Source organism: Afipia dichlorophenoxyacetatis (genome assembly GCF_055386385.1).
In genome coordinates, this window is sequence record NZ_AP029250.1 from 4,498,530 (window position 1) to 4,510,905 (window position 12,376).

At 59.0% G+C, this 12,376-nt stretch carries 12 protein-coding genes; 2 read left to right on the plus strand and 10 right to left on the minus strand.

All coding sequences use genetic code 11. The features are described 5' to 3' along the window. Positions 1-60 precede the first annotated feature (60 nt). From ACZ5C3_RS21075 to thiD, 4 genes are all read right to left on the minus strand, one after another. On the minus strand, positions 61-1,116 hold the full coding sequence (locus ACZ5C3_RS21075; protein WP_464032724.1) for a glycosyltransferase family 4 protein: 1,056 nt from the start codon (positions 1,114-1,116) through the stop codon (positions 61-63). Further along, positions 1,116-1,931, minus strand: coding sequence for a UDP-2,3-diacylglucosamine diphosphatase (locus tag ACZ5C3_RS21080; RefSeq protein WP_464032726.1), 816 nt, complete (start codon positions 1,929-1,931; stop codon positions 1,116-1,118). The genes ACZ5C3_RS21075 and ACZ5C3_RS21080 overlap by 1 nt, the downstream gene beginning before the upstream one ends. A gap of 42 nt (positions 1,932-1,973) precedes the next feature. After that, complete coding sequence (locus tag ACZ5C3_RS21085) at positions 1,974-2,633, minus strand: class I SAM-dependent methyltransferase (protein WP_464032728.1); 660 nt, start codon at positions 2,631-2,633, stop codon at positions 1,974-1,976. A gap of 130 nt (positions 2,634-2,763) precedes the next feature. Further along, the gene (gene thiD, locus ACZ5C3_RS21090; RefSeq protein ID WP_464032730.1) at positions 2,764-3,567 is read right to left on the minus strand and encodes a bifunctional hydroxymethylpyrimidine kinase/phosphomethylpyrimidine kinase; all 804 of its coding nucleotides are present in this window, start codon (positions 3,565-3,567) and stop codon (positions 2,764-2,766) included. A 148-nt stretch (positions 3,568-3,715) separates the two neighbouring features. Between thiD and ACZ5C3_RS21095 the strand changes: the two genes are divergently transcribed. Continuing rightward, on the plus strand, positions 3,716-3,952 hold the full coding sequence (locus ACZ5C3_RS21095) for an Lrp/AsnC ligand binding domain-containing protein (RefSeq protein ID WP_464032732.1): 237 nt from the start codon (positions 3,716-3,718) through the stop codon (positions 3,950-3,952). 49 nt (positions 3,953-4,001) lie between these two features. Here ACZ5C3_RS21095 and ACZ5C3_RS21100 read toward each other — a convergent pair whose 3' ends face one another. After that, positions 4,002-4,922: a c-type cytochrome gene (locus ACZ5C3_RS21100; protein ID WP_464044250.1), complete on the minus strand. Its 921-nt coding sequence runs from the start codon at positions 4,920-4,922 to the stop codon at positions 4,002-4,004. A 93-nt stretch (positions 4,923-5,015) separates the two neighbouring features. Between ACZ5C3_RS21100 and ACZ5C3_RS21105 the strand changes: the two genes are divergently transcribed. Further along, positions 5,016-5,444, plus strand: coding sequence for a CHRD domain-containing protein (locus tag ACZ5C3_RS21105; RefSeq protein WP_464032733.1), 429 nt, complete (start codon positions 5,016-5,018; stop codon positions 5,442-5,444). A gap of 88 nt (positions 5,445-5,532) precedes the next feature. Here ACZ5C3_RS21105 and ACZ5C3_RS21110 read toward each other — a convergent pair whose 3' ends face one another. The 5 genes from ACZ5C3_RS21110 to ACZ5C3_RS21130 all read right to left on the minus strand — a co-directional run bounded on the left by ACZ5C3_RS21110 (position 5,533) and on the right by ACZ5C3_RS21130 (position 12,232). Further along, positions 5,533-5,982, minus strand: coding sequence for a c-type cytochrome (locus tag ACZ5C3_RS21110; protein WP_464032735.1), 450 nt, complete (start codon positions 5,980-5,982; stop codon positions 5,533-5,535). A gap of 107 nt (positions 5,983-6,089) precedes the next feature. Further along, positions 6,090-8,396, minus strand: a complete 2,307-nt coding sequence (locus ACZ5C3_RS21115) for a xanthine dehydrogenase family protein molybdopterin-binding subunit (protein WP_464032737.1) — start codon at positions 8,394-8,396, stop codon at positions 6,090-6,092. Positions 8,397-8,468: 72 nt separating this feature from the next. Then, the gene (murJ, locus tag ACZ5C3_RS21120) at positions 8,469-9,998 is read right to left on the minus strand and encodes a murein biosynthesis integral membrane protein MurJ (RefSeq protein WP_464032739.1); all 1,530 of its coding nucleotides are present in this window, start codon (positions 9,996-9,998) and stop codon (positions 8,469-8,471) included. A gap of 38 nt (positions 9,999-10,036) precedes the next feature. Then, positions 10,037-11,182 carry a DegT/DnrJ/EryC1/StrS family aminotransferase gene (locus ACZ5C3_RS21125; protein WP_464032741.1) on the minus strand — a complete coding sequence of 382 codons (1,146 nt, stop codon included), beginning with the start codon at positions 11,180-11,182 and terminating at the stop codon, positions 10,037-10,039. A gap of 36 nt (positions 11,183-11,218) precedes the next feature. Beyond that, complete coding sequence (locus ACZ5C3_RS21130) at positions 11,219-12,232, minus strand: Gfo/Idh/MocA family oxidoreductase (protein ID WP_464032743.1); 1,014 nt, start codon at positions 12,230-12,232, stop codon at positions 11,219-11,221. Positions 12,233-12,376: the final 144 nt, after the last annotated feature.

Sequence of the window (12,376 nt, forward strand, 5' to 3'; positions counted from 1 at the left end):
GGTGAGTTTTATCCTGCCCTGCGATATTCACGCAAGGCTTGGACCCCATCTCAAAGGCCCTCAAGCCGCCGAGCGAACGGCTTCCGGCATCCCGCGGGAGTTGTCAGTTGCTGCATCCGATGATCGCAACTGATTCACATTGTCGATAAAAGCCCGTGCGCAAACTTCCCAAGTCTGCTTCAGGGCAAATTCACGGCAGCCCTCGCGCGAAAGCGTCAGTGCCTGAAGGCAAGCCGCCTTCAAATCGTTGTTCAGCACCCCGACCGGTGCATCGCCGATCACATCAAGTGGGCCGGATACGGGAAGCGCTGCTACCGGCACGCCGCTAGCCAATGCTTCCAGCAGCACGAGGCCGAAAGTATCGGTCTTGCTCGGAAACACAAACACATCAGCTGCAGCATAAGCATTCGCAAGCTTCTCGCCCTGCATTGCGCCGAGGAACACTGCGTTCGGATATTTTTGCTCGAGTTCAGCGCGTGCCGGGCCGTCACCGACCACGACCTTGGTGCCGGGAAGATCAAGCTCAAGAAACGCCTCGAGATTCTTTTCGACCGCGACACGGCCGACCGACAGGAACACCGGACGTGGCAATCCAAGATCGAACGGCATGGGACGAAACTGCTTCGCATCGACGCCGCGCGGCCACAACACGACATTGCGGAAGCCACGGCTGCGAAGCTCCTGCCCCAGCGCCGGGGTCGCCGCCATCACCGCGTGACTGGCACCGTGGAAATAACGCAAACTCGCCCATACCCACGATTCCGGAATCGGAAACCGCGCGGAGACGTATTCCGGAAAGCGGGTGTGAAAGCTGGTGGTGAACGGGATTTTCCGCTTCAGGCAATAACGCCGCACCAGGATTCCGATCGGACCTTCGGTCGCGATGTGGATGTAATCCGGCCGCGCTTCCTTGATCAGCTGGGCGATCTTGCCCGGGGCCGGAATAGCGAGACGCAAATCGGGATAGCTCGGCAACGCCACGGTGCGAAACGATTGCGGCGTGAGGAAGCTGACATCCACACCCATTGATGCGGCGGCTTCCGCCATCATCGTCAACGTCCGCACCACGCCGTTGACCTGCGGGTGCCACGCGTCTGTTGCGACGAGGATGCGCATCACGCGGCCTGCGCTGTCGTCACACGTGCGACCGGCTGTGATTGTTGCAGCGGACCGGTCCACGTCAGGATTTCGAAACGGCCATCCTCATGCTCGACCAGCGCCGTGCAGCTTTCAACCCAGTCGCCGCAATTCATGTAACGAATACCGTTTTCGTCGCGGATCGTTGCGTAGTGAATGTGGCCGCAGATCACGCCGTCTGCACCGTGGCGCTTGGCTTCGCCCGCCAGCGTCTGCTCAAAGGCGCCGATGTAGTTGACGGCGTTCTTCACCTTTAGCTTCGCCCACTGCGAGAGCGACCAATACGGCACACCAAAGAGCTTGCGGAACGCATTGACCAGACGGTTCATCTGGATCGCAAAGTCGTAGGCCTTGTCGCCGAGATGTGCGAGCCAGCGCGCGTTCTGCACGACGAGATCGAAGATGTCGCCATGAATGACGAGGTAGCGCTTGCCGTCGGCGCCTTCGTGAATGGCCTGCTCGACGACTTCAACACCGCCGAAATGCGTTCCGTAATAGGAGCGCAGAAACTCGTCGTGGTTCCCAGGAATGTAGAGGACACGCGCGCCCTTTCGAACGCGGCGAAGCATCTTCTGCACGAAGTCGTTATGGGATTGCGGCCAGTGCCAGTTGGACTTTAACGCCCAACCGTCGATGATGTCGCCAACGAGGTAAATCGTATCGGCATCGTGGACGCGGAGAAAATCGAGAAGGCGGTCGCACTGCGAACCACGGGCTCCGAGATGAACATCGGAGATAAACAGGGTGCGAAAGCGTCGTTCCGGACTGCTGTCGCTCAGCGTCTGTCGTTCCATAAGGCGCCCCTTACCAAAATCGTATGACAGCGTGATGAAACGTCAGGCTGCCTGTGAGCTGGCGGTACGCTCGAAACAAACCAGCGTGTAGATGCCGAACGGGGCAACTTTGCGCCGTTCTACCAGGGTAGTATTGTCGTTAGATTGCGCCCAAGCCTGCAGCCGAGAGAACGGAAATTCCGGACGCAGCCCCAGCGCACGGGTCTTCTGCGCGGCCCAGCGCTCAACGGCTGCCGCCACACCGACTTCCGAATAGAGATGGTTAACGAGGATGATGCGGCCGCCCGGCTTCACCACGCGGTGGCATTCGGACAGGACGCGCTCGGGATTGGCGACCAGCGTAATGACGAACTGAGCCACGACGCAGTCGAAGGTGGCGTCCTCGAAAGTCATGTTATGGGCGTCCATCTGGTGGACGGCCTTGACGTAAGGATACTTACCGCTCGTCATTTTTTGCCGAGCCTTCTCCAGCATCGGAGCGCTCATGTCGATGCCGGTGATTTCCGTACGATTGTCGTAATCGTCGAACGACAGTCCGGTTCCGACTCCGACTTCCAGGATTTTCCCGCCGACGGCGCGCGCCGCAGCTGCCGCGGCGCGGCGCCCCTTCACCATCACCGGTCCGCAGACCGCATCGTAAATCGGCGCCCAGCGCGCGTAGGCGGTTTCAACGATGGACTTGTCGAGATCCTTGGACGTCATCTTCGTTCCAATAAGCAAGTCTGACCGGAATCAGACGGTTTCAGCTGCTTATTCGCGATTAACAGCAGAGTGCGACAAACAGGCGACAATGAGCCGCACGCCTGTCATCCTAGACATCAAATCCAGCGCACTAGGTCTCGAAGGCGTGGAAATGATAGATCGGCCCATGACCGTGGCCAACCCCAAGCTCGTCAGCCCTGGCAATGGCTGCACTGATATAGGCCTTGGCCCGGTGCACCGCGCTTTCCAGACCCTCCCCTTTGGCCAACCCCGCCGCGATGGCCGACGATAGGGAGCAGCCCGTGCCGTGAGTATTCTTCGTGGCGATGCGGGTTGCTGCCAACCGGACGATACCGTTACCGCTGACCAGATAATCGACGCTCTCCGGGCCTTCGCCGTGACCGCCTTTCACAAGAACAGCCGCACATCCCAAAGCCAGCAACGCCTTGCCCTGACGCTCGATGTCAGCCTCGGTTGTCGCGATAGTCTCGTCGAGCAGGGCCGCCGCTTCCGGCAGGTTCGGCGTGATAATGGTCGCGCGCGGAAACAGCTGCCTACGCACCGCATCAATGGCGTCGGCTGACAACAGCCGATCGCCCGAAGTCGCCACCATCACCGGATCGAGCACGACAGACCTCGGCGACCAACGATCGAGGCCTGAGGCGATCGCGTCAATCACCTCACGTCGCGAGACCATTCCGATCTTCACCGCTTTCACATCGAGATCGCTGAACACTGCATCGATCTGCGCGGTGACGAAATCTGCCGGCACATCATGGATGCCCGTCACGCCATTGGTGTTCTGCGCCGTCAATGCCGTGATCGCCGAAGCACCGTAAACGCCGAGCGCCGCGAACGTCTTCAGATCGGCCTGAATGCCGGCGCCGCCACTCGAGTCTGAGCCAGCAATGGTGAGCGCAATCGGTTTGCTCATAACGTTCCCAACACAATCGCAGACCTGTGATCCGTCTGTTCAAGTTTTCAAGGTCTAACCCGTGCCATCATGGCCAGCAAGCCGACTTGCCACCGCTGGTGATTTTAGGCTCTATGGAGCTCAAAATTGGCATTTCAGGAGAGTAGCGATGGTCCCCTTCTTCGTTCAGATCAAATGCAAACTGGGCCAGTCCTACGCCGTTGCGAATGCCCTCGCGGAAGCCGAGATCGCCTCAGAGATCTATTCCACCGCAGGCGATTACGATCTGCTGGTGAAATTCTACGTCGAGAGCGGCACAGATATCGGCCATTTCGTCAATGAAAAGGTCCAAGTGATTCCCGGCATTCAGGACACCTACACCATCATCACCTTCAAGGCGTTCTGACAGCTTCCGATTGAACAGGAGCTCTCAGGAAGCCTTTGCGTAGGATCTGCTATGAGGTCTTTTTAGGAGGACGCGGCGGACCATCCACCGGCGGCAAAGACTTGAGATAGGTCGCTATGGCGGCACGATCAGCGTCGCTCAGCTGGGAGGTGTTCTTGATCACCGGCACCATCAGCCCGCCGGCGGTATCACCATCCGGCAGCTCGCCGGTCTTCAGGAAATATGCGATGTCCTTGTCAGACCAGTCCTTAAGGCCCTTCTGGGTGATGTTCGGGACCCATCCCTTGCCTTCTGGATTCGGCCCCCCGGCAAACCGCTGCGACGATACGATGCCGCCGAGGAAATTGCGTGGGCTGTGACACTCGGCGCAATGGCCAAGCGCATTCACGAGATAGGCTCCGCGATTCCATTCCGCCGACTGCTTCGGGTCCGGCGTGAACGGTTTGTCGTCCAAGAACAGGAATTTCCAGCCGCCAACCAGACGCCGAATGTTGAAGGGAAATTGGATTTCGTGAGGACGTGGCCTTCCTGACAACGGCGGCAGAGTCTTGATGTAGGCAAACAAGTCGCGAATGTCCTGCAGGCTCGCATGGGTATAGGAGCCATAAGGAAACGCCGGGAAATAATGCTCCCCGCCAGGCGACGTGCCCTTGGTCATAGCGGTGACGAAATTTGCCTCGGTCCAGTTGCCGATGCCGTTCGTTTTGTGAGGTGAGATGTTCGGCACGTAAAACGTACCGAACGGCGAGCGAAGGGCAAAACCTCCGCCCAGCATCGTCCGCGGCTCGCCCGCAACCCCATGGCAGGACGCACAGCCGCCGGCGTTAAAGACGGCCTCTCCGTTGGCGACGTTCGGCGTGTAGGCCGGCAAGGCTTCTGCCGAAATCACAGCGGGAACGGTGATGAACCAGAACGCCCCAAGGCTGGCAATAACAGCGGCGATCACAAGCACAGATAGCTTCCGCCACATAAGCGCCCCCACGGAATCGAGAATCAAAACAGGAACTAAAAAGCTGCACTCAGTGTTCAAATCATATCGGTAATTTAGTCAGGGGAGAAAACCATGAACAGTAAAGCTTTTGCAATCACGGCCGCCGTATTCAGCACATTTGTGACAGTCGGCGGCGCGGCACAGGCAGAAAAAATGACCATGAAGGTCGACCTTACAAGCGCTGCGGAGGTGCCTGCCAACACCAGCCCAGGCAAGGGCACCGCCGATGTCAATTTCGATACCAGCACCAAGGCGCTGAACTGGAAGGTGACCTATTCAGGCCTCACCGGTCCGGCGACTATGGCACACTTCCACGGCCCGGCAGAAGCCGGCAAGAACGCACCTGTGGTGGTGCCGTTCAAGGATGCCTCCAGCGGCGCCGAAGGCAGCGCTATCCTGACGGACGCGCAGGCCGCTGACTTCATGGCAGGCAAATACTACGTCAACGTCCACACTGCGGCGCACCCGGCCGGCGAAATTCGCGGACAGGTCACGAAATAGCCCAACAACCAGAGGGCTTTCGGATACAAACAGGAAGGGGCGAGGACCAACGGCCCTCGCCCCTTCCGTTCTACGATACCGTTGAGGATCAGCTGTTCTTCACGCGGTATGTTTCATGGCAGGCCGAGCATGCCTTGCCGATGGTCCCCAGGTTCGCCTTCAGCGTATCAAGGTCCTTTACCTGCGCCTTCGCCTCGGTCACAGCCTTTGCGAAGCCTGCGATCTTGGCCTCGAAGTCGCTCTTGCTTTCCCAGATTTTCGGCGATGGGCTGTAATCGCCCTCCGCCTTGGCACCCTTGACGCTGTCTGGATAAAGCGTCGGCAGCTTCTTCGCGGTGTCATCAAGCTGCGCAAGCGCTGCAGTGACAGCCGCCTGATCATAAGGCTTCTCACCTTTGACCATCGGGCTGAGGACGCCGCCTAGATTCTTGCCGTTCGACTTCATCAACGTCTTGCTCTGATTAACAAGATCTTGTTGAGCAGCAACGGCACCGATGCCGACCAGAATGGCGACGCCCGCAAGAATAATACGCTTCATTCAGAAAACCCCTCCAGGTTCATAATGACGATTTTGAAGACTTCTAAACTCACCATTCCTGTCGCTGCATGACAAGCCCAACATTTTTTTGCCGCGCAGGGAATTTTTTACAAACGATGCCGACGCTGATGCTCGGCGATCGCCATCCAGACGCGTTCAGCGGTCGCCGGCATATCGATGTGATCGATCTTATATTCCCGCCACAAGCCATCGATGATGGCGTTGACGACCGCCGGGCAAGAGCCGATCGCGCCCGCTTCACCCGCCCCTTTCACACCGAGCGGGTTGGTCTTGCAGGGCACATTATGGGTCTCGAACGTAATTGAGGGGCCATCTGCTGCGCGCGGCAGGGCATAGTCCATGAACGTGCCCGTTACGAGCTGACCATCCTTGGGATCATATACCGCCTGCTCCATCAGAGCCTGACCAATGCCCTGGATGGTACCGCCGTGAACCTGTCCTTCAAGCAGCAATGGATTCAGCGTGACGCCGAAATCATCGACGATCACGTAATTGACAACACGAACCACACCGGTCGCGGGATCGATTTCGACTTCCACAACGTGGGTGCCGTTTGGATAAGTACCGTCCGCGCTGTGGAACGCCTCACTGGCCATCAACTTGGCCGGATCGGACGAACGCTTTGCGATATCGGCAAATGACATCGAACGGTCGGTACCAGCGATCCGCACCGAGCCATTGCGAATTTCAAGGTCGGTCGCGCTGGTTTCCAAGGCATCGGCAGCAATCTCTTTCAGGTTTGCGCCGAGCTTGCGGGTGGCCCGCTCGACGCTGACGCCACCTGAGGGGATCGAACTCGAGCCGCCGGTGCCAACCCCCGTCGCCACGACATCCGTGTCGCCCTGCAGGATATGAACGCGCTCCGGTGGCAAACCGAATTGCTCTGCCACCAGCTGCGCGTAAGCAGTCTGGTGGCCCTGCCCGCTCGATTGCGTGCCAATCAGGATGGTGACATCGCCATTGGAATCGAGCCGCACCTGCGCGGTTTCGTTCTCACCCATCGTGCCGCAGACTTCGACATAGGAACCGAGACCAATACCGCGTAGCAGGCCCTGCTTCTTGGCCGCCTTGAGGCGCTTCGGAAACTCCTTCCAATCGGCAACGTCCATCGCGCGCTTCAGATGCGCGGCGAAGTCCCCTGAGTCGTACACCTTGCCGGTCGCCGTCGTGTACGGCATTGCTTTCGGCGTGATGAAATTCTTGCGCCGGATCGCGTCAGGCGTCATGCCGAGTTTGCGCGCAGCCGCATCAACGAGCCGTTCGATCACGTATGCAGCTTCGGGGCGACCGGCACCGCGATAAGCATCGACCGGAACGGTATTGGTGAACACCGCACGCACCCGACAATGAAATGCCTGGAGATCGTAAAGCCCCGGCAGCATTCCAGCGCCGCCATGCGGAATGTACGGCCCGAACGTCGAGAGATAGCCCCCCATATCGCCCATCAGATCGACGTCCATACCGAGGAATTTTCCGTCGGCAGCAAGCGCCATGCGGGCAGTCGTGACGTTGTCGCGCCCCTGGGCGTCGCCGATGAAATGATCCGCGCGGTCCGCCGTCCACTTCACCGCCTTGCGAAGCTTGCGCGCCGCGACAGCCACCAGCGCATATTCGCGATACGGGAACAACCTGGTGCCAAAGCCGCCACCGACATCCGGGCAAATGACCCGCATCTTGTCGGTCGGAATCTTTAACACGTTCTCGCACAGGATGTCGCGGAGACGGTGGCTGCCCTGACTGCCGATCGTCAGCGTGAAGTGTTCGCGCTTGGCATCATATTCGCCAACGGCTGCGCGTGGCTCCATATAATTCGTCACGATGCGTGGATTGACGATGGAAATTTCTGCGACCGCGTGCGCATCCTTGAACGCAGCTTCGGTCTTCGCCCTGTTACCAATCGATGTGTCGAACAGGACATTGCCTGGATGATCAGGCCAGACCTGCGGCGCATCCTTCTCGATGGCGTTGTTCAAGCCGATGATAGCCGGCAGTGGCTTCCATTGCACGTCGATGGCTTCGATCGCATCACGCGCCTGATCGACGGTCTCTGCGACAACAAACGCAATCGCGTCGCCAACGTGACGCACCGTTTCGCGAGAAAGGATCGGATATGGCGGCGCGGTGAACGGCTCGTCTGGCAAATTGAACAGGCACGGCAGCCCACCAAGGTCCGCGGTATCTTCAGCCGTTAAAATCGCTGCAACACCGGAAAGCTTGCTGGCAGCCGATACATCGATCGTGAAATTCGCGTGCGCATGCGGGGAACGTAGAACCAACGCATGCAACACCGGCCCCGACGCATAGTCATCCGTGTATTTGCCTTTGCCGCGAATAAGGGGATCGTCTTCCTTACGGGTGACGCTTTGACCGACACCGAATTTTACGGGAGCCATGAGTTCTCCGACTGCAATCTGGAACGCTTCTAGTTCCATATTGCAGCGGATCACACCGAAGCGCAAACAACTTTAGGGACGGATGAGTGCGCGCAGCCAGCTCCTGCCGAACAGAAGAATCACACAAGCGCCATAGACAATCGTTCCGGCCAAAATCAAAACTCCGAGAGCGGATTCGTCACGCAACGATGTCATCCCGGCAAATGCCACGGCGGTCCAGCGTGATGTTGCCCACAATGCGCCGGCCATTATCACGCCTGAGACCGCGAATTTTACCAGTGACATCAGGAAGGATCGGTCGAATTCAAGGTAGTTGCGCCGCACTGCGAACAGCAACACCAGCAGCAGATTGATCCACGCCCCGATCGCCGTCGCAAACGCTAGACCAATCTGAGCAAGCGAGCCCATCAAAGCAAATTTCAGCGCAAGATTGACCGAAAGTCCCGTCAAGGATGCTTTCACCGGCGTCGCGGTATCTTTGCGGGCATAAAAGGTCGCAACCGCACTTCGGATCATAACGAACGGAATCAAGCCGATCGCATAAGCGGCAAGTGTCGCGCCTGCCGCGGCAGCATCGGCTTTCGAGAAGGCGCCGCGTGCAAACATCGCCCGCATGATGACGTCCGGCACCGTGAGGAAGGCTGAAACAAACGGAACGGAGAACAGCAACGTGAATTCGAACGCGCGGCGTTGCGCGGCCATGGCACCTGCATGATCGCCCCCCGTGATGCGGCGGGACATTTCCGGCAGCAGCACCGTGCCGATGGCAATCCCGATCACGCCGATCGGCAGCTGGTTCAAACGGTCGGCATAGTACAATGCCGAGAGTGCACCAGCTGCGAGGAAGGTCCCGATAATCGTATCCGCGAACAGCGCGACCTGCGTTCCCATCGATCCCAAGGTTGCAGGACCGAGCGCGCGAAAGAATGCGCGAACGTCGTCATCGAGCTTGAGCGAGCTGAACGTCGGCAACACACCGTTGCGCGCGGCATCACCGGCAAGAAGGAAAAACTGGAGGAAGCCCGAGATGAGAACGCCCCATGCCGCGGCATGGCCGGCGGTCGGGAAAAACGCAGCAAAGGCGAGTGTCGCCATCATGGAGAGGTTGAGAAAGATGGGAGCAGCTGCAGCGCTCGCGAAGCGATGCATGACATTGAGCATGCCGCCGTAGAGCGTGACCAAGGTGATCAGGAGCAGATAAGGAAAGGTGATCCGCGTCAGCGAAATCGCAAGCTCACGCTGGGCTGGATCGTCGGTGAAACCTGGCGCCAGAATGGACATCGCCTGCGGCATGAACAGCAACGCCACTGCCAGCAAAACGAGCTGGGTCACGAACAGGATTGTGAAAATCCTGTCACCAAATAGCTTGGCGGACGGCGCCCCATCCCGACCATAGACGTGGGCATAGGCCGGCACGAAGGCTGCGTTAAACGCACCTTCGGCAAAGATCGCCCGGAAATGGTTCGGCAGCCGGAGCGCCACAAAAAACGCGTCCGCGACGGGGCCTGCGCCGAGGATGGCCGCCAGCATGATATCGCGCGCGAATCCGGTGATACGCGAGAGGAGGGTATAACCGCCGACGGTGAAAATTCGCCCGAGCATGCGCCGCTTCTACAACATGCCGCGGCGGCGCAAAATGCTCAAATCGTGTCGCGCACAGCCTTGATGACGCGATCCTGAGCAGCCGGGTCAAGGTAGGCGTGCATCGGCAGGCTGATTACGTCCTGGGACAGGCGCTCACTGACCGGCAAGCCACCTTCCGCCACCGGATAGTGCTTGTAGGCCGTCTGCTGGTGCATCGACTTCGGATAGTAAATTGCCGTGGGAATTCCCTGGGCCTTCAGAGCATCGGCAAATGCTTCTCGCTTGACGCCGTTCGGCAAGCGGATGGTGTATTGCGCCCAAACCGACATATTGCCTTCCGTCACGCGAGGCGCGGCCACGATATTGTGGAGCGCATCGAAGTAACGGCTCGCAACCCGATTGCGCGCGGCGATTTCGTCCTCGAAAATCTTCAACTTCTCGATCAGGATAGCAGCCTGCATGGTGTCGAGGCGACCGGTCAATCCCAGACGGACGTTGTCGTACTTCTCACTGCCCTGCCCGTGCACGCGCACGCTGCGCAGCCGCTCTGCGAGATCAGCGTCGTCAGTGAAGATCGCACCACCGTCACCAAAACAGCCGAGTGGCTTGGCCGGGAAGAAGCTCGTTGCGGTTGCGAGACCGAATGTTCCGAGCCGGCGACCCTTGTAGGTCGCACCGAACGATTGGGCAGCGTCGTCGAGAACAAAGAGGCCTTCACTCTTTGCAACCTCACCGATCGCATCATGATCGGCACTCTGGCCGAACAGATCGACCGGAATCACAGCCTTTACCTTGAGGCCGAGCTTACGCGCAGTCGAGATGCCAACCTTCAGGGAAGCGACGTCCATGTTGAACGTCGTTTCATCAACATCGACGAATACCGGTGTTGCGCCGGTCAACGCGACGACTTCACCGGTCGCGCAAAATGTGAACGATGGGCAGATGACGGCATCGCCGGGGCCAATGCCCTGGGCCATCAATACCATCAGCAGCGCGTCTGTGCCGCTGGCACAGGCAACAACGTGCTTGGCACCGCAGAACGCCGCCAGATCCGCTTCGAGCTGGGTGACCTCGGGACCGTTGATGAACTGGCAATGCGTCAGCACGCGCGAGACGGCATCATCGATCTTGCTTCCCAAACGACGGCGCTGGGCGCCGATATCGATAAAGGCCACAGGTTCTGGTCGCATATGCTGATTCATGATGCCTTGCTGAATGGAGATCGAAATAAACGCGCTTTAGCCAGCGACGACACGAGGGCCCTTGCGAAGCGGCTGCGCGATGGAGCCGGCCGGAGCCTCAAGGCACTTGATCGCGATTTCAAGACTGGCGACGCCTTCATCGCCTGTTACCGCCGGTGTCTTGCCCGAGCGAACCGCATCGAGAAACGCCATCAACTCGGCACGCAGTGGTTCATCGTGCCCGACCGACAGATGGCGCATCGAATAACTGCCATCGCGCTGGAAGCCAAAGCACTCCGTCACCTGACGCGTCAGCAGATCGCCCTGAATGTACTTGCCGCGCGTGGCCACTGTCACGCTGCGCGCCTTGAACGGCGTGAGCCAGTTCGTATTGATGTGCGCGAGCACGCCCGACGCCGTCCGGAACTGCAACAACGCGATATCTTCCCGCTCCGCCACGGCGCTCGCCAGTTGCGGCTGCACGTCGACAATATCGGATTCCGTGAACCAGCGAATGAGATCGATATCGTGCACGGCGAGATCGATGACAACGCCAACATTGGACATACGAGGTGGAAACGGCCCAACGCGCGTGATGCCGATGGAAAGAATTTCCTCGTCCTTGATCGCCTGCTTGATCGCGGCCACAGCCGGATTGAAGCGCTCAACGTGTCCCACCATCAGTGTGACACCAGCCGCACGAGCCGCGTTGACGATTTCGTGGCCTTCCTCAACGGACGGCGCAATCGGCTTTTCGACGAGAATGTGAATCTTGCGCGCGATGCAAGCCAGCGACACCTCGCGATGAAGATGGGTCGGCGCAGCGATGGTCACTGCGTCAACGCCGGCATCGAGCAATTCTTCGAGGGAGTGGAAGGTCCGGCATCCGATCATCTGTTCGGCGCGCGTGCGATGCGCAGCCAAAGGATCGACAATGCCGGTCAGCGACACGCCTGGCAAACCAGCCAACACGCGGGCATGGTTGGTCCCCATGACACCGGCACCGACCACACCGACCCTCAACGTTTGCACGTCGCTCGGGTTGCCCTTCGCCGACACATTCGAACTCATCGATTAAAACCCCTGAATTTCGCCACGCGGCAGTGTCCCCGATCCGCGCTAAGATCGTCCTAGCATGCTGTCACATATGTGGCGAACACCTGCCGATGCAAATTCCCTACACGTTTTGATGCAAAGAATTACACTTTTAGGTGA